General features: G+C 50.0%; 29 protein-coding genes and 1 tRNA gene. 21 read left to right on the top strand and 9 right to left on the bottom strand.

What is annotated here, in order from left to right; translation table 11 throughout:
- Positions 1 to 60 precede the first annotated feature (60 nt).
- On the top strand, positions 61 to 705 hold the full coding sequence (locus ACT53C_RS05185) for a TetR/AcrR family transcriptional regulator (RefSeq protein ID WP_476145149.1): 645 nt from the start codon (positions 61 to 63) through the stop codon (positions 703 to 705).
- Between the two features lie 161 nt (positions 706 to 866).
- Here the strand turns inward: ACT53C_RS05185 and ACT53C_RS05180 are convergent, their stop codons facing one another.
- The 4 genes from ACT53C_RS05180 to ACT53C_RS05165 form a co-directional block, all read right to left on the bottom strand.
- A complete protein-coding gene (locus ACT53C_RS05180) occupies positions 867 to 1,094 on the bottom strand; it encodes a (2Fe-2S)-binding protein (RefSeq protein WP_194749314.1) in 228 nt (75 codons plus the stop codon).
- A 134-nt stretch (positions 1,095 to 1,228) separates the two neighbouring features.
- Positions 1,229 to 1,705, bottom strand: coding sequence for a bacterioferritin (gene bfr / locus ACT53C_RS05175; RefSeq protein ID WP_476145148.1), 477 nt, complete (start codon positions 1,703 to 1,705; stop codon positions 1,229 to 1,231).
- A gap of 12 nt (positions 1,706 to 1,717) precedes the next feature.
- Complete coding sequence (gene bfr, locus ACT53C_RS05170; protein ID WP_194749316.1) at positions 1,718 to 2,206, bottom strand: bacterioferritin; 489 nt, start codon at positions 2,204 to 2,206, stop codon at positions 1,718 to 1,720.
- Between the two features lie 164 nt (positions 2,207 to 2,370).
- Positions 2,371 to 2,961, bottom strand: coding sequence for an SCO family protein (locus tag ACT53C_RS05165; RefSeq protein ID WP_476145147.1), 591 nt, complete (start codon positions 2,959 to 2,961; stop codon positions 2,371 to 2,373).
- Between the two features lie 130 nt (positions 2,962 to 3,091).
- On the opposite strand from ACT53C_RS05165, the gene ACT53C_RS05160 reads away from it, so the two are divergent.
- Both ACT53C_RS05160 and ACT53C_RS05155 read left to right on the top strand, forming a co-directional pair.
- Positions 3,092 to 4,009 (top strand): branched-chain amino acid transaminase, encoded by a 918-nt coding sequence (locus ACT53C_RS05160; RefSeq protein WP_379073770.1) that lies wholly within the window; start codon positions 3,092 to 3,094, stop codon positions 4,007 to 4,009.
- A gap of 31 nt (positions 4,010 to 4,040) precedes the next feature.
- Entirely contained in the window at positions 4,041 to 4,229 is a 189-nt protein-coding gene (locus tag ACT53C_RS05155) for a zinc-finger domain-containing protein (protein ID WP_313986044.1), read from the top strand.
- Between the two features lie 840 nt (positions 4,230 to 5,069).
- Here ACT53C_RS05155 and murI read toward each other — a convergent pair.
- A complete protein-coding gene (gene murI / locus ACT53C_RS05150) occupies positions 5,070 to 5,852 on the bottom strand; it encodes a glutamate racemase (protein ID WP_476145146.1) in 783 nt (260 codons plus the stop codon).
- A 62-nt stretch (positions 5,853 to 5,914) separates the two neighbouring features.
- Here murI and ACT53C_RS05145 point away from each other — a divergent pair, with 62 nt between their 5' ends.
- The 14 genes from ACT53C_RS05145 (at position 5,915) to ACT53C_RS05080 (ending at position 17,061) form a co-directional block, all read left to right on the top strand.
- Positions 5,915 to 6,466: a cob(I)yrinic acid a,c-diamide adenosyltransferase gene (locus tag ACT53C_RS05145; protein ID WP_476145144.1), complete on the top strand. Its 552-nt coding sequence runs from the start codon at positions 5,915 to 5,917 to the stop codon at positions 6,464 to 6,466.
- A 33-nt stretch (positions 6,467 to 6,499) separates the two neighbouring features.
- A complete protein-coding gene (gene pcnB, locus ACT53C_RS05140) occupies positions 6,500 to 7,846 on the top strand; it encodes a polynucleotide adenylyltransferase PcnB (RefSeq protein WP_275356659.1) in 1,347 nt (448 codons plus the stop codon).
- Positions 7,846 to 8,340, top strand: a complete 495-nt coding sequence (gene folK / locus ACT53C_RS05135; RefSeq protein ID WP_476145143.1) for a 2-amino-4-hydroxy-6-hydroxymethyldihydropteridine diphosphokinase — start codon at positions 7,846 to 7,848, stop codon at positions 8,338 to 8,340. Before pcnB ends, folK begins: the two co-directional genes overlap by 1 nt.
- A gap of 13 nt (positions 8,341 to 8,353) precedes the next feature.
- A complete protein-coding gene (locus ACT53C_RS05130) occupies positions 8,354 to 8,992 on the top strand; it encodes a deoxynucleoside kinase (RefSeq protein ID WP_445241979.1) in 639 nt (212 codons plus the stop codon).
- A gap of 60 nt (positions 8,993 to 9,052) precedes the next feature.
- The gene (gene panB / locus ACT53C_RS05125; protein WP_338656557.1) at positions 9,053 to 9,862 is read left to right on the top strand and encodes a 3-methyl-2-oxobutanoate hydroxymethyltransferase; all 810 of its coding nucleotides are present in this window, start codon (positions 9,053 to 9,055) and stop codon (positions 9,860 to 9,862) included.
- A gap of 10 nt (positions 9,863 to 9,872) precedes the next feature.
- On the top strand, positions 9,873 to 10,574 hold the full coding sequence (gene tsaB / locus ACT53C_RS05120; RefSeq protein WP_476145142.1) for a tRNA (adenosine(37)-N6)-threonylcarbamoyltransferase complex dimerization subunit type 1 TsaB: 702 nt from the start codon (positions 9,873 to 9,875) through the stop codon (positions 10,572 to 10,574).
- A 7-nt stretch (positions 10,575 to 10,581) separates the two neighbouring features.
- Entirely contained in the window at positions 10,582 to 11,043 is a 462-nt protein-coding gene (rimI, locus tag ACT53C_RS05115; RefSeq protein WP_476145141.1) for a ribosomal protein S18-alanine N-acetyltransferase, read from the top strand.
- 10 nt (positions 11,044 to 11,053) lie between these two features.
- Positions 11,054 to 11,815, top strand: coding sequence for a uracil-DNA glycosylase family protein (locus ACT53C_RS05110; RefSeq protein ID WP_476145140.1), 762 nt, complete (start codon positions 11,054 to 11,056; stop codon positions 11,813 to 11,815).
- 121 nt (positions 11,816 to 11,936) lie between these two features.
- The gene (locus tag ACT53C_RS05105; RefSeq protein ID WP_194749326.1) at positions 11,937 to 12,533 is read left to right on the top strand and encodes a LemA family protein; all 597 of its coding nucleotides are present in this window, start codon (positions 11,937 to 11,939) and stop codon (positions 12,531 to 12,533) included.
- Positions 12,534 to 12,587: 54 nt separating this feature from the next.
- Positions 12,588 to 13,409, top strand: coding sequence for a TPM domain-containing protein (locus ACT53C_RS05100; RefSeq protein ID WP_275356665.1), 822 nt, complete (start codon positions 12,588 to 12,590; stop codon positions 13,407 to 13,409).
- 9 nt (positions 13,410 to 13,418) lie between these two features.
- Positions 13,419 to 13,928: a TPM domain-containing protein gene (locus ACT53C_RS05095; RefSeq protein WP_476145138.1), complete on the top strand. Its 510-nt coding sequence runs from the start codon at positions 13,419 to 13,421 to the stop codon at positions 13,926 to 13,928.
- Between the two features lie 46 nt (positions 13,929 to 13,974).
- Positions 13,975 to 14,574, top strand: a complete 600-nt coding sequence (locus tag ACT53C_RS05090; RefSeq protein ID WP_228518913.1) for a hypothetical protein — start codon at positions 13,975 to 13,977, stop codon at positions 14,572 to 14,574.
- A 67-nt stretch (positions 14,575 to 14,641) separates the two neighbouring features.
- Positions 14,642 to 16,351, top strand: a complete 1,710-nt coding sequence (locus ACT53C_RS05085) for a proline--tRNA ligase (RefSeq protein ID WP_476145137.1) — start codon at positions 14,642 to 14,644, stop codon at positions 16,349 to 16,351.
- A gap of 65 nt (positions 16,352 to 16,416) precedes the next feature.
- Positions 16,417 to 17,061 carry a lytic transglycosylase domain-containing protein gene (locus ACT53C_RS05080; protein WP_379073546.1) on the top strand — a complete coding sequence of 215 codons (645 nt, stop codon included), beginning with the start codon at positions 16,417 to 16,419 and terminating at the stop codon, positions 17,059 to 17,061.
- Between the two features lie 75 nt (positions 17,062 to 17,136).
- Here the strand turns inward: ACT53C_RS05080 and ACT53C_RS05075 are convergent, their stop codons facing one another.
- Both ACT53C_RS05075 and queA read right to left on the bottom strand, forming a co-directional pair.
- A complete protein-coding gene (locus ACT53C_RS05075; RefSeq protein ID WP_275356672.1) occupies positions 17,137 to 18,009 on the bottom strand; it encodes a hypothetical protein in 873 nt (290 codons plus the stop codon).
- A gap of 71 nt (positions 18,010 to 18,080) precedes the next feature.
- Entirely contained in the window at positions 18,081 to 19,106 is a 1,026-nt protein-coding gene (queA, locus tag ACT53C_RS05070) for a tRNA preQ1(34) S-adenosylmethionine ribosyltransferase-isomerase QueA (RefSeq protein WP_476145136.1), read from the bottom strand.
- A gap of 54 nt (positions 19,107 to 19,160) precedes the next feature.
- On the opposite strand from queA, the gene ACT53C_RS05065 reads away from it, so the two are divergent.
- A tRNA-Leu gene (locus ACT53C_RS05065) sits at positions 19,161 to 19,245 on the top strand.
- A gap of 236 nt (positions 19,246 to 19,481) precedes the next feature.
- Here ACT53C_RS05065 and ACT53C_RS05060 read toward each other — a convergent pair.
- On the bottom strand, positions 19,482 to 20,375 hold the full coding sequence (locus ACT53C_RS05060; RefSeq protein WP_476145135.1) for a hypothetical protein: 894 nt from the start codon (positions 20,373 to 20,375) through the stop codon (positions 19,482 to 19,484).
- Positions 20,376 to 20,740: 365 nt separating this feature from the next.
- On the opposite strand from ACT53C_RS05060, the gene ACT53C_RS05055 reads away from it, so the two are divergent.
- The 3 genes from ACT53C_RS05055 (at position 20,741) to ACT53C_RS05045 (ending at position 22,770) form a co-directional block, all read left to right on the top strand.
- Positions 20,741 to 21,592, top strand: coding sequence for a TIGR04255 family protein (locus tag ACT53C_RS05055; protein WP_476145134.1), 852 nt, complete (start codon positions 20,741 to 20,743; stop codon positions 21,590 to 21,592).
- Entirely contained in the window at positions 21,570 to 22,109 is a 540-nt protein-coding gene (locus ACT53C_RS05050; protein ID WP_476145133.1) for a hypothetical protein, read from the top strand. Before ACT53C_RS05055 ends, ACT53C_RS05050 begins: the two co-directional genes overlap by 23 nt.
- Before the next feature lie 106 nt (positions 22,110 to 22,215).
- On the top strand, positions 22,216 to 22,770 hold the full coding sequence (locus ACT53C_RS05045; protein ID WP_476145132.1) for a hypothetical protein: 555 nt from the start codon (positions 22,216 to 22,218) through the stop codon (positions 22,768 to 22,770).
- Positions 22,771 to 23,030: 260 nt separating this feature from the next.
- Here the strand turns inward: ACT53C_RS05045 and ACT53C_RS05040 are convergent, their stop codons facing one another.
- On the bottom strand, positions 23,031 to 23,834 hold the full coding sequence (locus tag ACT53C_RS05040) for a DUF2189 domain-containing protein (protein WP_476145130.1): 804 nt from the start codon (positions 23,832 to 23,834) through the stop codon (positions 23,031 to 23,033).
- Between the last annotated feature and the right edge of the window lie 307 nt (positions 23,835 to 24,141).

Below are 24,141 nucleotides of genomic sequence, written 5' to 3'. Positions count from 1 at the left end.
TCATTCTAGATTGAATGATCATTCTAATATAGAATACTAAAAAAGCAACTTTTATTTTTAATGATGACAGGAGAAGTCATGTCCCTCTCGAACATACAGAACAGCCGTGCGGACCTTCGGCGCAACCAGGTGCTGACGGCCGCGACTGAGTGCTTTAGAAACCAGGGCTTTCATGGCACCAGCATGTCCCAGATATCCAAAGCTTCGGGCATGAGTGTTGGGCACATCTATCATTACTTTGAGAATAAAGAGGCCATTATTGAGGCGATCGTGGAAAAAGATTTGCTCAAAATACTGAATGTTACTAACCGTGTTGAGCAAAACCGGGGCGACGGTGATATCTTTGATGCCCTGATTGCTGACGTTGAAACGGCTGCGCTGGATACTTTCTATGATCCAGATGCGCCCTTATTGCTGGAGGTGATTGCCGAGGCCGCACGCAATCCAAAAATTGCCAATATCATCCGCCGCGCAGAAGCCACGGCCATGGAAAGTATCAAAAGTTATTTTCGTAAAGGAATGATGCAACGGCAAATGAACATCTCAGAAGAGGCGCTAGATACCGCTTGTAATTTGATAGCTTCTTTGTTTGAAGGCTTTACTATCCGGTTAATCAGGAATCCTGACCTTTCACTGAAACGTACTATCCCTATGTTAAGCAGGACGATTCGGTATCTTCTGGAGCACGAGTTAAACGCCAGCTAACAAGTAGTGTGGTTAAAAGTAACTTAGATGAGTGCAGAGCTGCGATTTGTTTTCGGCTCACTTCTGGGAGGAGTGGAGATACTGATTTGAAGGCTGGTGTTCGCCAAAAGCTGGCGATAAAAAAAGAGGCTGATAGCCTCTTTTTTTGAAACTGTATGTAATCAGGCTGCGCCTAATTGTACAGGTGTCAATTGAATTAACTTTTTCACCAGGCCCGGATGTTGTTCTGCATGCGCCTCTTTAAGACAGGCTTTGGCACAGCTGGCACATTTGCCGCATTCTGCCCCTACGCCCAGTTGATCTTTCAAATGCTTGACGGTTTTTGCGCCGTTCTTCACTGCTTGATGAATCTGTCGCTCTGTGACTGCATTACACACGCAAACGTACATATTGCCTCTAATTAAGTTCACTAATGATAATTATTATCATTTCATGTGACTTTGTCAAGCGTGATATGTTTCCTTACAGCCATAAAAAAAGCCGCTTTCGCGGCTTAATTCGATGATTCGTTGAAAAGATCCAGTTAATCAGACGCGATCTGTGATTGCAGGTAGTTCGGCAGGGTCACGTCTTCGATCAGGCTTTGCTGGGTTTCCAGCCAGTCGATGGCTTCTTCACACGCTTCAAGCAACTCGGTCAACAAGTCGCGTGTGACGTAATCTTGCAGTTTCTCGGCTTCGGCAATCGCCTCTACCAGTTGCGGGCGCTGCACTTCTTTTTCAAAGCTCAGGTCGCCCTGCAGGCATTCCACCACCTCTTCGCCTATGAGTAACTTGCCCAGATTTTGCAGGTTAGGCAGGCCATCCAGAAAAAGAATGCGTTCAATCACCTCGTCCGCTTCTTTCATGACGCGGATGGATTGTTTGTACTGGTAGTCATTCAGTCGCTCGAGCCCCCATTTTTTGAACATGCGCGCATGCAAAAAATATTGGTTGATAGACGTCAGTTGGTTTTTAAGCACCTTGTTCAAGGTGCTGATGATTTGTTTATCGCCTTGCATGCGTGATACTCCTTATGCGGCAGAAGGGCTGCTGCCCATTTGGCTCTGGCAGTAGTTTTCAATACCCACCAGTTTGATCAGATTGAGCTGTTTTTCCAGCCAGTAGGCGTGGTCCATTTCGGTATCTTCGAGTTGCACCAGCAACATTTCGCGGGTGACGTAATCTTGCGCTTGTTCACAGGCTTCCATGGCCTTTTTCAGGTGTTTGACCACGGTGTATTCCAACGCCAGGTCAGACTCCAGCATGGATTTTACATCCTTGCCAATATTGAGTGATTCACGCTTGGCCAGATTTGGTTTGCCTTCGAGGAACAGAATGCGCTGTATCAAGGCACGTGCATGTTCGCGTTCGTGCAGCGATTCATGCAGGCTATGCTCTGCCAGGCTGCCCAGGCCCATATCGGCATACATTTCACCGTGAATCAGGTATTGATCGGTAGCGGACAACTCGCCTGCCAGCAAGTCGTTCAGTATCTCTATGATTTTTTTGTCGCCCTTCATGACGGCTCCTTGCACGTTTCAGATGCTAGCCATCATACAGCAAAAATAAATTGATGCAATTGAAATTTTTATGTAACTATTTGATTTTAAATGATATTTTAAATAGAAACATAAATGAAAATCGTTCTTGATGCGCTTGAGGGGAATCATTCCGTTCAGCATGGCTATAACAGCAACGAGAGGTCATGCGCAATATTTTCTGGCTTCTCGCCATAGCCCTCGTAAACACGCGGTGCGCCAGTCTTATCAAACACATACAAGCCTGCGCTGTGGTCCATAGTGTATCCCGATTTGCCCGGCTCGCTGACTTTGGCGGCATACACCTTATATTCGCTCAAATTGGCCGCCACTTCAGCTGGGGTGCCGCGCAAGCCAATAAAGCGCGCATCAAAGCCGGGGACAAACTGCGCCAATACCGCTTGCGTGTCGCGCTCCGGGTCCACCGTCACAAACAGCACCTGTACTTCGTTGGATTTTTCACCGAGTAATTGCATGGTTTTTTTCAGGTCGGTCATGGTGGTGGGGCAGACATCCGGGCAATGCGTGTAACCAAAAAACATCACCACGACCTTGCCTTTAAAGTCGCTCATGTGACGCAATTTGCCCGTGTGATCGGTCAGAGACAGCGGCTGCCCAAACTGGGTACCAGTCAGGTCGGTGCCAATAAAGCGGGCAGAAGGCCCCTGCTGGCAAGCCACCAGCAGCATGCTCAATAGCGAGAACACCAGATAAAGCCACTTAAATCGCACAGGCATGCAAAAAATCCTTGTAAATCATCATTGAAATGGATTCTAGCATAGGCGAAAAGCGCGCAGATTAGTTTACAATACTGGTTTTTGATGACTGACGGATTAAAGGCGAGTTTAAATGGCAATACCGAGTTCGATGGCAGACCGTGACGGCGTTATCTGGTACGACGGCAAAATGGTCAACTGGCGTGACGCCACCACCCATGTATTAACCCACACCCTGCACTATGGCATGGGCGTGTTTGAAGGGGTGCGTGCCTACAAAACTGACAAGGGGACCGCGATTTTCCGCCTCAAAGAGCACACAGACCGCTTGTTCCGCAGTGCGCATATCCTCGGCATGAAAATGCCGTTTGATAAAGCGACCATCTCCGAAGCCCAAAGAGCTGCTGTGCGTGAGAATAATCTCGACTCTGGCTATCTGCGCCCAATGGCGTTTTATGGTGCAGAGGCCATGGGCATTTCTGCCAAAACCTTATCTACTCACGTCATTGTTGCCGCCTGGAGCTGGGGTGCTTACATGGGCGAAGAGGCGATTACCAAAGGCATTCGCGTAAAAACGTCTTCTTTTGCGCGTCACCACGTCAACATCACCATGTGTAAAGCCAAAGCCAATGGCAACTATATGAACAGCATCCTGGCACACCAGGAAGCGGCGCAGGATGGTTACCAGGAAGCGCTGTTGCTGGATGTGGACGGTTTCGTGGCTGAAGGTTCCGGTGAAAACATTTTCATCATCCGTAACGGCAAGCTGTACACGCCAGACCTGACCTCTGCGCTGGAAGGCATTACCCGTGACACCATCATCCACCTGGCCAAAGAAGAGCTGGGCCTGGAAGTGATTGAAAAACGTATTACGCGTGACGAAGTCTACAGCGCTGACGAAGCCTTCTTCACCGGCACTGCCGCTGAAGTGACGCCTATTCGCGAACTGGATAACCGCGCCATTGGCGAAGGCACCCGTGGTCCGATCACTGAAAAGCTGCAAAGTATGTATTTTGATGTGGTTAAAGGGAAAAACGCCAAGTACGCTCACTGGCTGACCCTGGTTTAATGAATTGTTGCCTGTTTGCTGGAGAGTTTGAATGTCTGATGTCAAAGAGTTTGAAGTAGACGGCAAAGACTTGCCATTGCATTGCCCAACCAAAGAAGTGGCCTTGTGGGCATCACATCCCAGGGTGTTTCTGGATGTGGCGAAAACGGGAGAGGTCTCGTGCCCGTACTGCGGGACGAAATACCGGTTGAAACCCGGCACACAGGTGCATCACCATTAAGTCAAAAAAACCCACGCAGCGCGTGGGTTTTTTGTTGGTGGGGTTGTTGCGTAGTTTAGAAGTTTTAGGAAAGTCATTTGGTATTTCTGCGTCATTCCGCGGAGGCTGGAATCCAGGCGAGGCGAAGGGTTGGTTTGGCTGTAATAAAAGAGCAAACGTTGCATATGTTGGAAGTACAAATGGATATTTCTTTGGATAGTCATACTTCTATTTCGCCTGTAGGCGAGTTACTTTTCTTTGCTTGCCCAAAGATAAAGTAACCAAAAGAAAGTGCACCCCAGCTTCCGCTTGTTTCCTGTGTTGCTCGTCAAAATAAGCGCTCGCAGAACTCATCCTAGCGGCCTGCACAAAACGCAGGCCACCGCGGGATTCGAACAGCCGCTCGCTTAATCTTATTTTGTCTGCGCTACTCGGCGCGGCAGATGGGGACCCCGAACACCATGCGAGCGCAACCGTCATTTGTTTCAACAAAAGAATTGGAGATTCAAACCGTCCAAACTTCAACGATGCAACTTTGGCGAGATAAATCCCATTCCATCACGCTGAGTAGCGGAGACAAAGTAAGAAACAAGGGAGCGACTGTCTGAGCTCCGCGGCAGCTTGCGGGGTGTGCAGGCTGCTAGGACGAGTTTCGTGAACGCTTACTTTGTTGAGCAACGCAAGGGAGCCGCAAGGCCGTGATGGCTGGGTGTCGTCCTCTTTGGTTGTTTTCTGGGGGACCAGCACCAGAAAGTGACTCGACGAGAGGCGAAAGAGTAGTCTGTGAATGCGACGAGTTGAAGAGTCTTTTAAGTGATAAATAAAAAATTACTTTTTTAGGATGTCCCTATTCGTAATCAGCTAAACCGAGTTGCTCCACAAGGCTTGCATTACTTGCTGAGTTTCTTCTGTTCCACTGGTCAAAAACACAAAATCCCCAGCTTCCATAGCTGCATTAAGTATCTGCTTTTGCTCCAGCACCTGATGTAGACGCTTGGCAACAGCTGCCCCGGTATCAATCAAGGTGACTTCGGGCCCCACAATCTCTTGAATCTGCTTTCTAACAAACGGATAGTGTGTGCAGCCCAGCACTATGGTGTCTGCGCCTGCAGCCATCAGCGGTCGGCAGTACTGTTGCAGAAGTGCCAGGGTTTGCGGGGTATCCAGCTGACCTTGTTCTATGCACTCTACCAGTCCCACGCAGGCTTGTGTCACGACTTGCACGCCTTGACCGTAATGCTCGAGCAGGGCGGCGAATTGTGCGCTTTTAAGCGTGCCAGTGGTGGCGAGCACGCCGATGATGCCGTTTTTGCTGGCCGCTGCCGCGGGTTTGACGGCGGGTTCCATGCCGATAATTTGGAGTGAATATCGTTCGCGCATGGCTGCGATGGCAGCAGCAGTGGCGGTGTTGCAGGCGACGACCAGTGCTTTGGCGCCTTGGGTGATGAGGGTGTCGGCGATGGTAAAACAGCGCTGCTGAATTTCTGTTGCCGTTTTGTTGCCATAAGGCGCATGTGCGCTGTCAGCAAAGTAGTAGAAATGCTCGTGTGGCAGCTGGCGGGTTAAGTGTTTGAGGACGGTGAGGCCGCCGACCCCTGAATCCATGACCCCGATTGGGGCGTTGACTGCAATCGCTGAGCACATCGAAATGGCACGGTATGATTTATAATGGCTGGATTATATCGGATTTTATACGGGTGACAGGGATGGCCAACCGGCTGAGCAAGATTTACACGCGTACTGGCGATAGCGGTACGACCGGGCTGGGCGACGGCACGCGCGTCGCAAAGTCTGATCTGCGCGTGGAAGCCATGGGTGACGTGGATGAGCTGAATGCGGTGTTAGGCATGTTGCTGGTTGAAACCTTGCCTGAGGATGTGCGTGACAGTCTGCTGGCGATACAGCATGATTTGTTCGATTTGGGCGGTGAATTGTGTATGCCAGGGCATACGTTTATGCAGGCTGGCCGTGTCGCGTTTTTGGAAATGACGCTGGATACCTGGAACGAAGCATTGACGCCGTTAAAAGAGTTTATATTACCAGGCGGCAGTCGGGCAGCTGCGGTGTGTCATCTGGCGCGTACGGTGTGTCGGCGTGCCGAGCGGGTGTTACATGCCTTGCATGCGCAATCACCGGTGACGCCCGTGGCCTTGCAATACCTGAACCGTTTGTCCGATTTGCTGTTTGTCCTCTGTCGTACCTTAAACCGGCATGCGGGTGTGCCGGATGTCTTGTGGAATAACCAACATAAACTGTAGCGCGGCGCAGGCTGACGCTCGAATTGCAAAATAATGATTAAACAATTACTGCAGAAAGTATTCCGTCGGCGTGCCAGCGCGAATACACACACTCAATTGCCAGCGGCACAAATCATCCAGGCGGGCAAGCACAAAATCAACCAGAAACATATCAGCCAGGCGGCCCTCAAAACTTGCGACCAGCTGCAAAAGGCCGGGTTTCAGGCTTATATCGTCGGCGGCGCAGTGCGCGATTTGCTGCTAGATCATCCGCCCAAAGACTTTGATGTGGCAACCAATGCCACCCCTGAGCAGGTGCATAAGGTTTTCCGCCGTTCGCGTATTATTGGCCGCCGTTTCCGGCTGGTGCATGTGTTATGGGGGCATGAGACTATAGAAGTGTCTACCTTTCGCGGGCATCACCTGAGTGAGGGCGATGCTGAAACCAATGACAGTGGCCGTATCATTCGCGATAACGTGTTTGGCAGCATAGAAGAGGATGCGGTGCGCCGCGACTTCACCGCCAATGCTTTATATTACGACCCCAAGCGGCAGGAAGTGCTCGATTTTCATAATGGGGTGGCCGATATTCGTGCCAAAACCTTGCGTATCATCGGCGACCCGATCAAGCGTTATCAGGAAGACCCGGTGCGTATGTTGCGCGCCGTGCGCTTGTCAGCCAAACTGGGCTTGAAGTTGGAGCGAGATACCGAGACCCCGATTCGCAAGCTGGCCGATTTACTTGAAGACGTGCCACCTAGCCGCTTGTTTGATGAAATGCTCAAGCTGTTCTTGTCCGGGCATGCCATTGAAAGCATCAATGCTTTACGTGCGCAACAGTTACATCACGGCTTGTTGCCGTTGCTGGATGTGATACTTGAGCAGCCCATGGGCGAGAAGTTTGTCATGCTGGCGCTTAAGAATACCGACGAGCGCATTTCGTCCGGCAAGTCATCCAACCCCAGCTTTTTGTTTGCAACCTTGTTGTGGCATGAAGTCTTGCTTGCCTGGCAAGAAAACCAGAAGCGTGGCGAACATATGATTCCTGCGCTGCATGAGGCGATGAACGAAGTCATCGACAAGCAAGCCGAGAAGATGGCGATTCATAATCGCTATACGACCACCATGAAAGAAATCTGGGCCATGCAGCCGCGCTTTGAACAGCGCTCGGGCAAGCGGCCATATGCCTTGCTCACGCATCCGCGTTATCGCGCCGGCTATGATTTTCTACTGTTGCGCTGTGCCTCTGGCGAGCTGCCGCAAGAAATCGGTGACTGGTGGACGCGTTTTGCCGATGCCGGGACAGAAGAGCGTACCGCCATGCTGCTACCGGAAAGCGGACCGAAAAAACGTAGACGCAAGCCACGCAAGAAAAAACCGGCGGGTGGAGACCTGGCCTGATGGCGATTGCCTTGATTGCCCTGGGCGGCAATTTGCAGCAGCCGGAGCGGCAGGTTAGCAAAGCCATTGAGGTGTTGGCGCATACGCCAGGCTTGACGCTGCTGCAAGCTTCTAGCCTCTATGCCACCGCCCCTGTGGGGTATGATAACCAGCCAGACTTTATCAATGCCGTGGTGCAAATGGCGACGGAGATTGAGGCGCCACACCTCATGCAATTGCTGTTGGAGATAGAACAGCAGTTTGGCCGAGAGCGCCCTTTTCCCAATGCGCCACGGATTCTGGACCTGGATCTGCTCGATTATGACGGCATGCAGTTGGATTCACCGCTGCTCACCCTGCCGCATCCACGCATGCATATGCGCGGCTTTGTGGTGGTGCCGCTGGCTGAAATTGTGCCGGACTTTGTGCTGCCATCCGGGCAGAGTGTTGTAGAATGGTTGACAACAAACAAGCACGACGACGTGCGCAAACTGGATCCGAATTCAATCCGCTAGACGAGCAATCTCCATGTTTACCCGCTTTCCTTATGTTGTCATTGAAGGTCCTATTGGCAGTGGCAAAACCACGCTGGCCCGCATGCTGGCAGACAAGTTTTCGGTAGAGTTACTCTCCGAAAAAGCCGAAGCCAATCCTTTTTTGACCCGCTTTTATCAGGATGCGCAACGCTATGCCTTGCCTACGCAGCTGTTTTTCCTGTTTCAGCGTTCACGGCAGATTGAGGACATGGCGCAGCGTGACATGTTTGGCCAGCCTACGGTGTCTGACTTCTTTCTCGAAAAAGACCCGCTGTTTGCGCGCCTGAATCTCGATGATGAAGAGTATTCGCTTTACCATCAAATTTACCAGCACTTGCAGCTGAAGGCGCCCAAGCCTGACCTGGTGGTCTATCTGCAAACCCCGGTTGATGCCTTGATGGATCGTATTGAAGAGCGCAATATCAGCTATGAGCAAGACATGCCGCGCGAGTATATTGCGCGCCTGGCTGAGGCTTACAGTGAATTCTTTCATGCTTATGATGCTTCACCTTTGCTGATCGTCAACAACGAAAAGCTCAATATCATTAAAGACCCGGAAGCCTTTGATTTGCTGATCGAACGCATAAGCCAGATCAAGAGCAGCCGCGAGTACTTTAATCCTAATTTCTGATGCGGGTCTGCTGCGACGCATGTGCTTTTTGCGGGCAGCCTTTTAAGACGACATAACGACATGCTGAATACTCTGATCACCAGGGCCAGATCGGGCGAGAAGATTGCCATGCTGACCTGCTATGACGCCACCTTTGCCAAGTTGCTGGCATTGGCGGGAGTGGATGTATTGCTGGTCGGGGACTCACTAGGCATGGTGATACAAGGCGGCAGCAACACGCTCGCCGTCACCATGCAAGACATGATTTACCACACCCGTATGGTCGCCAGAGGCGCGCCGCATACGGTCATCATGAGCGACATGCCTGCTTGCAGCTATGAGCATGATAAGGAAACTGCGCTCACTAACGCACAAACCCTACTCGCGGCAGGCGCGCATATTGTCAAAATCGAGGGCGGTGGAGACATGGTCGAAACCGCGCGCTATCTGATTGAAAACGGTGTGCCGGTCTGTGCGCACCTTGGCTTTACCCCGCAATCCGTTGAAAAGCTGGGCGGCTATAAAATCCAGGGCAAGACAGAAGAAAGCGCCCGCGCCATGCTGGCCGATGCGCAAGCGATGGCCGCCGTCGGCGTCAGTATGGTGCTGTTTGAAATGGTGCCCGCCGCTCTGGCGACGCAGATTACGCAAACGATTCAGGTGCCTACCATAGGCATAGGCGCCGGGGCAGGCTGTAGCGGCCAGGTGCTGGTATTACAAGATTTGTTGGGCATTTATACTGGCCCCGCCGACAAAGCGCCGCAAGACTACAAAGCGCCCAGGTTTGTGCAAAACTTTTTGCAACAGGGCGGCAGTGTGCAGGGCGCGGTGGAGAGTTATGTGCACGCCGTAAAGACCGGGTGTTTTCCTGAGGAAAAGCATCGTTATTAATCTGCGTACCATGAAATTACTTGCCATCGAATCCTCCACCGAAACGCTTTCTCTGGCCCTGCAAACCGAGGCCGGGTTATTGACGTTTGATGAAGTCACCGGCCCTGCCGCTTCGCAACGCATCTTGCCGGAAATCCAACATTTATTGATGAAGGCTGGCGTAAAGTTGCCTCAGTTGGATGGCATCGTCTATGGCATGGGGCCAGGTGCATTTACGGGTGTGCGTGTTGCCGTCGGCGTGACACAAGGCTTAGCCTTTGGCGCTAACCTGCCTGTGATTGGTGTCAGTTCGGTGTTGGCCGTGGCAGAGACGGCATGGCAGCAAACACAGTCCGAGAAGGTGCTGGTGTGCCTGGATGCACGTATGGGCGAGGTCTATCATGCTGCGTTTATCCGCGAAACGGATCAGTGGCTGGCGGTGAGTCCGCCGGTGGTGTGTAAGCCACACGAGGTGCCTGCGATCGCGGGCGAAGGTTGGCTGGGGGCGGGCTCGGGGTGGCGGGTGTTTGCCGAGGGCTTGTCCGCGCAATATGCAGGGCAGGTGAGTGAATTTGCCCCTGAATGTTTGCCTAAAGCCAGTGCCATGCTCGCGTTGGCGCAGCCATTGTTTGTGGCTGGGCAAGGGCAGGCAGCCCATGAGGCGGCCCCTTTGTATGTGCGCAACCGGGTGGCGCTGACCGCCGCCGAGCGTGCGCAAGGCCAGACCTTGTAAGGGCCATATGAGCGCATTACCACATTCTCAACCCAGTTTCAGGCCGATGACAGAGCAGGATCTGTCTGCCGTGATGCGTATCGAACCCACCATTTACAGTCATCCGTGGACCCTGGGCAATTTCAAGGACTCCCTCAATGCGGGCCATAGCGCCTGGGTCATGGAGTTGGCGGGCGAGTTGGTCGGCTATGCGCTGGTGATGATGGTGCTGGATGAAGCCCACTTGCTCAACATCAGTGTAGCAAAACCGTTTCAGGGGCAGGGTTTGGGGCGTGCGTTGCTGGCGCAGATGATTGCCATCTCTCGTCGCTATCAGGCGGCCAATATGTTTCTTGAGGTGCGGGTCAGCAATACGTCCGCGATTGCCTTGTATGAGACGATGGGCTTTTGCGAAATGGGTATACGCCGCAATTATTATCCGACCAAGAGCGGCCGCGAGGATGCGGTGCTGATGGGCTTGGCCTTATGAGCAGGAGGGCATGATGAGCTTGACCCGTGACGATATGCTGCGTGAACTGGAGTTGTTGCCGGCATGGCATGTGCGCATGCCGCCAGTGCTGGAGATAGCTGCTGCCATGCCGCAAACAGCGCCTGTGTCTGTGGGCGAGCAAGTGAGCCTGGTCGCAGAAAAAGCGGTCCCTCCAGATGTGACAGAGACCGCTCCCCAGTTACCTGTCACTGAGTCGCCAACCATGGCCCAAGGGCTTGCTACAGCGGAGTCAGCACATGTTTCCCCCTCCAACTGGAATACAAAAGTTGCTGAAGAGGCCCCCATGCACAGCGTGTCGCTTGACGCGCCAGTGCTGGCGCTTGAGGTGGATAACCCTGTAGAGGATATCGCCGCTGAGACACCAGCCGAGAGCGTTGCAACGCTGATTCAGTCTCCCTGGCTGATCTATTCGCCCCGCCCCGTTGACGCCCCCAGCCAGCAATTGCTGCAAAACATCATGCAAGCCATGCAGTTACCTGCTGATGAGGTGACCGTGACTCATGAATCGTTGCAACGCGCACAGGTCAGCAGCCGCTTTTGTGTGCTGTTTGGCCTGGCGGCCGCCAATCAGTTTTTAAATGCCCAACATGCCGAGATCGCAGCCGTGCGTGGTCAGTTGCATGTAGTGGGTGACTCGTGGTGTGTGGTGACGCATGACTTAGCCGCGATGTTGCAAACACCTGCGCTCAAGCGTGAGGTATGGCAGGACTTGTGCCTGTTACTGGCAAAGAAAAGCGAACCGATGGCTTGAATAAACACTTCTTTGGCCGCATCTATTGCAGTGTTGTGGAGTGTTTGAATGTGGCTAACCAATCGTGGCAAGCCCGTCACCACCAAATATTTTTAAGTGATTGAAGACTGGAGTCTCAAATATGCGCCGTTTATTCACTCTGTTGTTGCTGACTGCCACACTTAGCCTGTCTGGGTGTGGCTATAACCAGTTCCAAAGCCTGGATGAAGAAACTAAAGCCAATTGGTCTGAAGTGCTTAACCAGTACCAGCGCCGGGCCGATCTGGTGCCTAACCTGGTTTCGACAGTCAAAGGCTATGCCAGCCATGAAGAAAAAGTACTGACTGAGGTGACCGAGGCGCGCGCCAAAGTCGGCAGCATGCAAGTGACGCCAGAGCTGCTGAATGATCCGGAGGCGTTTGCCAAGTTTCAGGCGGCCCAAGGTCAATTGACCAGTGCCTTGTCACGCTTGATGGTGGTGTCAGAAAACTACCCTAACCTGAAGGCAGATGCCAGTTTCAGGGACTTGCAGGCGCAGTTGGAAGGCACAGAGAACCGTGTCACCGTGGCGCGTAACCGTTACATCGAATCCGTGAAGCAATACAACGTCGCCGTACGCAGCTTTCCGAACAACCTGACCGCCATGATGTTTGGTTATCAGCCCAAGCCAACGTTTACGGTAGAAAACGAAAAAGCCATTTCTAGCGCGCCTAAAGTCGATTTTGGTGACAGCAAGTAACGGCGGGTGGCTTTGCGCTTAAGAGTATTATTTCTTACCTGGTGCCTGTTCTGCATGGCGCTGGTCAGCCATGCAGAAGATCTGGTTGCTATCCCTGCTTTACAGGCTGCGGTTACCGATTTGACGCAGACCTTGCGTCCTGAAGAGCAAGCGGCCCTGAACCAGAAGCTGAGCCAGTTTGCACAGCAAGCTGGCTCGCAGGTCGCGGTACTGATCTTGCCCAGCACGCAGCCAGAAGACATCGCGCAATTTGGCATTCGCCTGGCCGAAGCCTGGAAAATTGGCCGCGATAAGCAGGATGATGGCGTGATTGTGATCGTCGCCAAAAACGACAAAAAAATGCGCATTGAAGTCGGCTATGGGCTGGAAGGGGCGATTCCTGACGCGATTGCCAAGCGCATTATTGCCGAGCAAATGGCGCCGGCCTTCAAGCAGGGACAGTTTTACAACGGCCTGAATCTGGCCACAGATACCTTGATTAAGCTGATACAAGGCGAGCAACTGCCCGCAGCGGATAAATCATCCTCGCATCACTCAAATGCGGATGGCTGGATGACCATGCTGCCGATATTGATGTTTGCCGCCATTATCGCCGGGGCGATTTTCAAAAGCATGTTAGGGGATTTTCCGGGCAGCCTGGTGACCGGCGGTGCGTTGGGTGTGCTGGCAGGATTCCTGGGGGCCACCTTGCTGGTCATGGGCTTGGTCGGCCTGGCGGCATTTGTCTTTACACTGGCCATGGGTGGGCGTGGTGGCAGTGGTATGCCGTATTCTGCGGGCGGCTTTGGCGGCTACTCAGGCGGCAGCCGTGGGCCAGATATTTTCAGTGGCGGTGGCGGTGATTTTGGCGGCGGCGGGGCTTCCGGCGATTGGTAAACTAAACACATGAAACCCATTCATCCTCTCAAACGCTGGTTTAAGCATGCCTGGAGCCATCCTCGCCAGGTCAAGGCGCTGTTTTCTGCACAGGCGCTGGCCAATATTGAAAATGCTATCTCACAAAATGAACACCATCATGCCGGTGAAATACGCGTGGTGATTGAATCTGGCTTGCCTGCCTATGCTATCCTGCGAGGGCTCACCCCAAGGCAACGCGCCATTCACTTGTTTGGTCATTTGAATATCTGGGATACCGAGCATAACAATGGCGTACTGATTTACCTGTGTCTGGCCGATCAGGATGTTGAAATTGTCGCCGACCGCGGTATTCATCGGCAGGTGGGGCAAGCAGGCTGGCAGCAGATTTGCCAGCAGATGGAAGGGATGTTCAGAAGTGGGCAGTTTGAAGCAGGTGTGGTTTACGGTATTCAGGCCATTGGCCAACATTTGGCAGCGTATTTTCCGCCCGAAGCTGTGCCGCGTAACGAGTTGTCTAACCGCGTCCTTATTCTCTAGCGCATACCTGTTCTCCGGTTTTGTATTGGCCTGCTTATCGGGCGCGATGCCAGCACAGGCCGATCTCAAAGACATCTATCGTATTTATCACAGTCCCCCCACCCTGCAAGCTTTTGAGATTTGTCAGGGCGGGGGCTGTGTCCAGTCAGACGTGCTGAGCCTGAGCTCTGCCGAATGGGACAATGTCGAGCAGCTATTTACGCCGCTGCCATCGAATGCAGAGGCCGAGCGCGAGGCCATTGCAAAAGCCATCGGCCTGCTGGAGGACATGGTCGGTACCAAAATTGGTACTGCAGCAGACCGCGCCGGGACGTTTAACAACAGTGAATACCTGCATCAACAAGACTGCAACGACGAAGCCATCAACAGTACGACCTATCTGCGACTGATGCAGCAAGCTGGCCTGATCCGTTACCATGACATTCTGGATACCCGCACCCGCAAGTTTTTTCTAACCGGCTGGCCACATACGGCCGCTGTCATCCGTGAGCAGGCCAATCAGGCTGAATATGCGGTTGATAGCTGGTTCTACGATAACGGCTATCCGGCCACCATCATCCCGATGGCGACCTGGAAAGACGGATACATTCCTACCGATAGTCCGATCTTGCAACGGCCACAGCAAAAAGAGGCGACAGCCGAGTAGGCGCGGATGACGCCGCCAGCGAATAAGGCTAAAATCGCGCTTTCGGATTTTAATTAAAGTTATTCTTATGCGCGCCTCACAATTTTTCATTGCTACCCAAAAAGAAGCCCCTTCAGACGCTGAACTCATCAGCCACAAACTGATGGTGCGTGCCGGCTTGATCAAAAGGCTGGGTAGCGGTTTGTATAGCTGGATGCCGCTGGGCTTGCGCGTGTTGCGCAAGGTGGAAAACATTGTGCGCGACGAAATGAACAAGGCGGGGGCGCTGGAGCTGTTGATGCCAGCCGTGCAGCCTAAAGAGTTGTGGGAGGAAACCGGCCGCTGGGCGGTGTTTGGCCCACAAATGCTCAAGATTCAGGACCGGCACGAGCGTGACTTCTGCTTTGGCCCCACGCATGAAGAAGTGATTACTGACATCGCGCGTAAGGAAATCAGTAGTTACAAACAGTTGCCGCTTAACTTTTATCAGATTCAAACCAAGTTTCGTGATGAGATTCGCCCGCGTTTTGGCGTGATGCGTGCCCGCGAATTTTTGATGAAAGATGCCTACTCTTTCCATACCAGCGTCGATTGCCTGGTGAACACTTACAACACCATGCACACGGCTTATAGCAATGTGTTCACTCGCCTGGGCCTCAAGTTCCGCGCCGTGAAAGCCGACTCAGGCGCCATTGGTGGCGATGGCTCGCAAGAGTTTCACGTACTGGCAGACAGTGGTGAAGATGCACTGGCCTATTGCGAGCAATCTGATTACGCGGCTAACGTAGAGCTGGCCGAAGCCGTGGCGACTGGCAGTCGTGCCGCAGCCACAGAAGCCATGCGTGAAGTGGATACACCCAAGCAGACCACGTGTGAAGATGTGGCCAAGTTGCTGGAAGTGCCTGTGAGCAAAACCGTGAAGTCAGTGGCCTTGCTGGTGGATGATGTGTTTACGCTGGCTTTGTTGCGCGGTGATCATCAACTCAATGAAGTGAAATTCGGCAAGGTAGAGGGCGTGAAAGAGTTCCGACTGGCAACAGAAGAAGAAATCCGCGCCAACCTGAACTGCCCACCTGGTTTTATTGGCCCGGTTGGCGTGAATGCCAATGTACGCGTGGTGGCCGATAGAACCGTGGCCCTGATGAGTGACTTTGTCTGTGGCGCCAATAAACCTAAGTTTCACCTGGCGGGCGTCAACTTTGGACGCGATTTGCCTGAGCCAGCCATCGTGGCCGATATCCGCAATGTGGTAGAAGGCGATGCCAGCCCGGATGGAAAAGGCACGCTGAGTTTGTGCCGCGGCATTGAAGTCGGCCATATTTTCCAATTGCGCACCAAGTATTCAGAAGCCATGCAGGCGACTTACCTGGACGAAAACGGCCAATCACAAGTGATGGAAATGGGCTGTTATGGCATTGGCGTGTCACGGATTGTGGGGGCAGCGATTGAGCAGGGCAATGATGACAAGGGCATTATTTTCCCCTTGAGCATGGCACCGTTTGCGGTGGTGATCTGCCCGATCGGCCTCGATAAGAGTGAGGCCGTCAAACAGGCCGCGTTTGAGCTCTATGCGCAACTGCAACAGGCGGGTGTAGATGTCTTGCTCGATGACCGTGGCGAGCGTCCGGGGGTCATGTTTGCAGAAAGTGACCTTATGGGTATTCCGCACCGCGTGGTAATTGGTGACCGTGGCCTGGCTGAAGGCAAGGTGGAATACAAAGGCCGCACCGATGCTGAGGCACAAAACCTGCAAGTGGCTGATTGTTTGGCCTTTTTGCAGCGCAAGCTTGCTGAGTAATTAGCGGGATTTAATCCCTCTTTTTGCCCGTCCACCGCACGCCGCTTGTGATTACAATAGGCAACATGAAAAAAGTGTTTTTTTATGTGTTTGCCTTGTTGGTCACCGGCCTTTGTCTGTGGGCGGCGCCTTCTATGGCGGGCAATCAAAAAGAAGAGCCGCTGGCCAATAGCGTTAAAGCTGTGATGCAAAAATCCGTCAGTGACCTGGCGGCGCCGCGCCTGATTTTTGATTCCGAGCAAGCGGCACAAGTCTGGTTGCAAGAAATGTCAGCCCGCTTGGCCAAGCGCATGCCAGACGCGCACTACCGTGAAGATTTTCTCAAGTCCGTGCATTATGAAGCCACACGCGCCGGGCTGGATCCGCAGTTGGTGTTAGGTCTGATTCATGTTGAAAGCGGGTTTAAAAAATATGCAGTCTCTAGCGTGGGCGCAAGAGGCTATATGCAGGTGATGCCTTTCTGGGTGCAGTCTATTGGTACGCCTGAACACAATCTGTTTGATATGCGCCTGAATCTGCGTTATGGCTGCACGATATTGCGCCATTATCTGGATATTGAGCGCGGCGATTATTACCGGGCCTTGGGTAGATATAACGGCAGTCTGGGCAAGCCGGACTATCCGAATTTAGTGGTGGGTGCCTGGCGCAATCATTGGCATTACACGCCATCGCCGCAAGTGATCAAAGTGAATATGACCAGCAGCCAGTAAAAAGTACTTTACAGGTAACGTGTGCCTGCCAGCAATCAAAAAACCGCGCTTGAATCAGCGCGGTTTTTTTATGGGTTACTTGACCACCTTGAATCCGTAATAGGTGCCAAACTCGCCTTCCGATTCGTGATAAACGAATAGCATGCCGTTGGTGTATCCCAGCCCATTAAAGTGATTTTGTGAGCGCAGTTTCATGGTAGCGGGTAAGGCGCTTTTACCCACATATTGCCCGTTCAAGTCAAAAATCAATACGGCTTTATGGTCTACGTCTAGCAAGGCCAGCTCATTACCCGCCACGCCGGTGAAGGCGACAAAATGGTCGCTGACATCATCGTGGGCTACTTTGGCTTTGGCAAAGTCCAGCTTGATCTCCTGCAGTTTTTCGCGCTGCTTGGTGTCCACAACAAACACCAGATTGCCGTGCTCTTGCTTGGCGAAATAGTGTTTGCTCACTGGGTCATAACTTGGCATGGTAGCCGCATCGCCAAAGGCGGGGTTGAATTGCGAAATTTCGCCCGAAGTGCCCAGCAGTTCGCCAGTCTCGGCCACGTCCAGGCTGAAAATCCCTGTGTTAGGCAAAAAGCCTACCGCGCTAGAAATGTTGTAAGTGATGATCTCCAGTTTGCCACTATTGGGGTTGAAATAGAGCGAGCGGTTATCAAACCCCGGTTTGGCTGACTGCACATACTTGCCGTCGCCGGTAAACGTATGCACTTCAGACTTGGAGATGGGCGCTTCAAACTCGCTGCCCATGGGGGCCAGGCCGCCATCGGCAATGTAGTAATGCTGGTTGGCGGGCAAGTAGGCCACGCCCATAGGGCGTGTGGTTGGTTTCTTGGCCAGCGGGATTTTGATGCCGATTTCTGCCTCAGGCAAAATCTCGGCCTGGGTGGTGAGCGTCAGGCATAGCAGTGCCAGGCCGCTCAAAGTTTTTGGGATGAATTGCATATCTCCGTATCCTAGTTTTTATCAGTGTTTAATAGACGTTATTTTAGTCTGCAAGTTTAATGCTGGGCGGATTACTTGCGCGTGATCAGCATGGCATCGCCATAACTAAAAAAGCGGTAAGACTGGGCAATGGCGTGCGCATACGCCTCACGCATCAAGTCGTAACCGCCAAATGCCGAGACCAGCATCATCAAAGTGCTCTTAGGCAGGTGAAAGTTGGTGATCAAACGGTCTACCAGTTTAAACTCAAATCCTGGCGTAATAAAAATATCCGTGTCGCCATGGTGCGCAAACAACTTGCCTGCATGAGCTGCGCTTTCCAGCGTGCGCAATGAAGTGGTGCCCACGGCTGTGACCCGTTTGCCTTCAGCACGGGATGCGAGGATGGTAGAGATGGTCTCTTCCGGCAAATGGTAAACCTCGCTATGCATATGGTGCTCGGCGATATTGTCTACCTTCACTGGCTGAAACGTCCCCGCGCCCACATGCAGCGTCACATAACGCACATGGACGCCTTTATCCATTAGCGATTGCAACAGCACCTCGTCAAAATGCAACCCCGCAGTTGGCGCGGCCACTGCACCCGCATGCTTGGCAAACACCGTCTGGTAGCGGCTATCGTCGGTCGCATCTGCCGCGTGCTCGATATACGGCGGCAAAGGCAATTGGCCATACTGTTCCAAAAAGTCATACCACGACTGTTCGCCAAGTAAGCGAATATGGAACATATCCTGCACCCTGCCGAGCACCTCAGCCTGCATCTCGCCCGCCAGGTGCAGCATACTCCCTGCCTTTGGGGAGCGGGATGATTTGATTTGCGCATAAGCTTCTTGCGGCGACAGCACGCGGTCTATCATCACCTCAATCTGTCCGCCAGTGGCTTTCTGGCCAAACAATCTGGCCTTGATGACTTTGGTATCGTTCAGGACCAGCACATCGCCTGCGGCAAACTGCTCGCCAATCTGCCTGAACAAATTATCCTTGATGGAACCGTCTTGCGCATTGACCTCCAGCAAGCGGCTTTCTGAACGATTGGGTAACGGATATTGGGCAATCAGGTGGGGTGGAAGATAAAAATCGAAATCTAGAGTTCTCATAAGTCAAAATTATGGTTATAATAGCGGTCTTTGATGTCCAACATTATATCCCATGCCGGGATGGCGGAACTGGTAGACGCACTGGACTCAAAATCCAGCGCCGCAAGGCGTGCCGGTTCGATTCCGGCTCCCGGCACCAAGAAGTACTCTCAAGTAGTACCAAAAAGACTCAAAATAGTATGAATTTCAAAGGCTTAGATGAAAATCTAGGCCTTTTTTCATATCATACTGTCGCTTGATATACCCGCAATTTACAGGGGTAACTTACGGGGTAACAAAATTTACCCCTATGGGAGTTACCCCGTGGCACTTACTGATACAGCTTTACGCAACGCAAAACCAGCAGATAAAGCATAAGTGAGAGTAAATTTTGATTTAGTATTCACCATACTTGAGCACATGAAATGATGAAGTTGTCTTATCAAATAACCCAAGATTCATGAATATTACTTTCCAATTTAACTTCATCGCCTTGAGGGCTTCATGGGTTACATCAGGAAATATCTCAGAGCGTGAAGATAGTGAGTCGAGTTTCGGGTCGATGTCATACATGATCCTCGCAAAATCACCTGCTAGTCGCACATGATTCAAACTATGCCCCGAAGTTGTAATTGGCATAGATACATAAACAACTCCTGGCTCTCTACTAAACGATTTTCGTTCATCGTATATTTTCCATAAACGCTCACGCTCAGCGGACATTTTTAAGTTTTCTGGATCGGGAGACTCAAATACAGAGTGATCAAAAAAACCTATAGCATGAAATGTACTTTTAGTTACTTGAGCAAAAAGAACGTCATTTGTTCTTTTGAAATACCCCGCAGGCTCTAAAATTTGACTAAGATGCAGATGATGGTAACCCATAGTATTAATCAGAAAATCTTTATCTGCCCATTTGTCAGTAGATGGGCTAACCCCTGAGCTTGCAGGAGTGAAACCATTACGTAACACTTTTAGTGAAAGATGAAGATTTAAGTTTTCCCTACGTTCAGCTTTTTGTAAAAGTATTTTTGTATCAGAAGATAATCTTTTCCACCGAGGATCAGCTGTCAAAGTTGGTTCAATTACAACTTTTCTTCGACGAATTGAAACGAGTCGACTAGCCCAGTTTAGATAATTGATTAATAGAGAACCTAGTGGTTTATCTAAAAGCAATTGTAAGGTGGCTTTGTCATTAGGGAATTTCGGAATGGTTTTAGCAATCTCTAGACGAAGCTGTTTAATACGCTTTGGTTCAGCGGTTTCTAATATTTCAATATCTGAAGTCATTAGTGAACCTTGTTTGTTTGTCTCAAATATGAGCAGTAGTTCTTTACTTCAAAAGAGGAGTGATAATTTCATTGCTCGTTTTAAAGCTTGTATTAATTGCGACGATATTACTCATAACATTTATGTTGCTACTCTTCATTGTGCAATCAATTGCACAAATATTCATGTTAATAGAATTATGCGTTATTATTAGTGTCCTACATGTATGCTTAATAATGGTATATATTGTTTGGATAAATACGACCATTTATCAAAAGTAATAAATAATATATATATATGAAATTTAAGGGTGAAATTTGTAATGTTCTTTTTCTGGCTTACAGTCAGCCAATTCTTATAGAGGCTCTAGGCCTGAAGATTTAAAAATGGACTTGCAAAATAATCTTCATCGAAGAGTTCGTTTGGCATCAAAAAATAACGCTATTGAGCTGATGGCGTTAGCAGTTGAATGGTCGCAGCATTTAAGTCCAGAACTGTTGGGAAAATCCGCAACTCAAGTCTCCCAAACTGAACAACTTTCACAGCACTTTAATGAAAAACGGGTATCTCCCAGTTTTCAGATAAATTTTGGTGAGAATATTGCCAACTTTGAACAGAGCACATTTGATCTTTATGATTTTCTTCGCGTCTCAACTGAAGGAAAGCCAGAGTGGTCTTTAAGTTTACGACCTGAGTTTTACTCTTGTAGTTGTTCTGTATACGATAGATGGGATACCGTAAAATCAGTTGTGATAAATTCACTTACACTGGCGTCTCAAATTCCATTGGAAAATAATTTCTCAATTTCTGCGATCGGGCTTCAGTACTCTGACGTATTTAGATGGAATAAAGATGATGCCGATGTAGTTTCAGTCTTATTAAGGTCTGATTCAGAGTTGCTTCCAAAATCTATTTTTCAAAGAAACTCTCTCTGGCACACTCATAACGGTTGGTTTTCAAAATCTAATGCCGGTAACAAGATTTTGAATTCATTTAATATGGATTTGATAACTGAAGGAGATGATTTTGCACTCAGGATAACGGGTCAACATCGTTGTTTGAGTGTATTGTTTGATCATGACTCACCAACTGAAATCAAAATTGCTGATTTAACTGCGATTGCATGTCATTTACATGATGAAAATAAAATGGTCCTTCAGGACTTATTAAGTGACGAAGGATTAAAGTTGATTAATATGGATAAGGTTAATTATCATGAGTTATTCAAGCACATCTAGCCTTGGATCAGAATATTTTTCAATAAGTGAATACGGAACAACGGCAGTTACTTCCAGTGATAATAATTATTTTGCTGGTCCAATTTCTCATCAATTATCCAAAAGACCGCAATTAACGAATGCGAACAACTCGCTCTCAGCTCCTAAGTTTCAATTAACGCCTATTTGGAGTGAGGTGCGCAAATTCGCTGAGGCTTTAGAACCATTCACCAGAGTTCATGAAGGGTGGAATGGGCCTGAAAGCAGTCCTCCTACAAGAGAGGCAATAGTAATGGCTTTGGGTACTTGTATTGCTATCGTTAACTCAGGTTTGCCTAGGCCAAGCCCTAAGATATTCTCACATGGTGGATTGGGCGGTTTTTGGTGCTCTGGTAAAGCCTATGCAACTATGGACTTTGAAGATGATGGCGAGCATATTTGGACTGTGACAGATGGAACAAACTATAAATCAGGCACTTGGAAGCTTGGAGAGGCTTTACCGGAGGCTATCGACAATATCGCTGCGATTAAGGAATAAAGACTTATACGAGCGGTGTTGCGCAATTGGTCAGATAAAGGGAAACGGTAAGCGACCTCAATATATTCTCAAATGCGATCCAAATGGGGAATGTGAGCAATATTCTGTGTGTTGGAAATGGTCTGCTGGACCTGTTATAAACTCAGAAACTATTGCTCGATGGGTTTATACCCCTCCTCATGTTGAGAAGCCTTTGCCAGGTGAGCTTTGTGATTCATATTTTGAGGATATTATAAGTTCCGGGCTATCTTCTCAAAGATATTATAAAAGTTTGAGTAAGTCCAAAAATAAAATTCACGAATTAGGATATTTGCCTACACGGCAAACTCCAAAAGTATCGCAAGATGGTAGGCAGAGGGATTCAAGAAAGTATCTTGGATTCATTTGCTTTTCAATAAAAGAGCTCCGAGGGTTGACGGCAGATTTTGAGGGTGAGTCGGCTGCACTTAGAATCTACGATACAGCTAATAAATCTAACAAAACCCACTGTGAAGTTTTTATCAAGAATGATGGATCTACTAACAAAAAAAGTAAGATCTTGAATCAGCAAATGCGAGTAAAGTTGATGACAATGGCAAAAAATACAGGGATTAATAAATCATCTTATCTGCAAGATGATGATGTTGACCTCTTAGCATTGCACATACCAATTTTGAGTTAGTTAATTCAATAAGTCTGATGTGACTTTTACCAAAGTGGGGTAAGTTTGTGGGTAACAAATTTTTTAATTTATTTAGACTGGCTTAAATATTGGTTGGAAACGCAATATTCGGTTCAGGATCCCGCACCATGTAATAGTATCAATAAGTACAGAAAAGACTCAAAATAGTATGAATTTCAAAGGCTTAGATGAAAATCTAAGCCTTTTTGCTTTACGAGAGACTATATCTATATCGCTGGATATGGACTTTAACGAGTGGATTAATTTTTTACCTCAATCAAATCCCGATAGACATGCCAACTTGCGTGTCCAACCACGGGCATGGTCAGCATTAAACCTAAAAAGTTGGTCGCCAGGCCAAAACCGATTAGCACGACAATACAAAAAGCCCATAGCAGCATGGGGATAGGGTTGCGGGCGCAGGTGCGTAAGCTGGTAATCGCGGCGGTCCAGGCACTGGTATTTCTGTCTAGCATAAGTGGCATGGCAATTACGCTGATGCTGAAAATGGCAGCGGCAAACAAGGCGCCAGTGCCAAAGTAAACTAACAGGAAAACCGGTTGTTTGAAGGTGAAAACATTGATGACGACATCGATAAATGTTGGTAGTGCGCCATGAAAATAATGCGCAAAAATGGTCATGGAGAGCCGTACCCAGCTTAAAAACAAACATACCAGCAACACGGTAAACAGAGTGATGTTGATGAGGTTGGGTAGCCAGGCGGTGAGGGTGGGCGTGAGGGCTGGCGGTTCGCCTGCCTCCATGCGTCTGCTGAGGTCGTATAGCCCCATGGCCAAAAATGGGCCTAGCAGGAAAAAGCCGGTAGTGAGCCCGGCTAACAACCAATAGTTTTCAGCGAAGATGGTATGTAACAGGATGCCTGTTGCTGCAAAGAAAATGCCGTAAAACAGGCTGGCGCGGCCACCGAGGTGGATGTCAGTGACGCCGGAGTGTAGCCAGTCTGGAATGATGTGGATGGGGACTTTGCGAATTAAAAACTCGTCGTCAGCATGCACTTTGTTGGCTGAAATATGCTGTATGCCCATGTGTTTGGTCCCCGTCAAAAATGATGGCTATCATTCATTGCTGCTTGCAGTGGGGCCGGTCTTAAAACTAAAAATACACTTTCGTGGACGGCGGTCCCGCTACTGGCATTTCTAATCAATCAACACAAAAAACTGCTTTGAATGCGCCAAGGTTTGAGGCTTTGCGCACGTCACCCGGAGCGCATTTCTGTTCCGAGAGTTGTTTAGCTTAATCATGAATGGTGGCTTAAGCAACAACAAAAATGTGACAACACCCACCGGAATATTTTCTTGATTGTGCTTTTAAGTGACATTTTGCGCTGCGGGTGAGCACAACTATCTTGAT

The sequence above is a fragment of the Methylophilus sp. DMC14 genome, assembly GCF_056314085.1.
The sequence above is the reverse complement of the archived record's forward strand: the minus strand, read 5'-3'. Positions and strand labels throughout refer to the sequence as shown.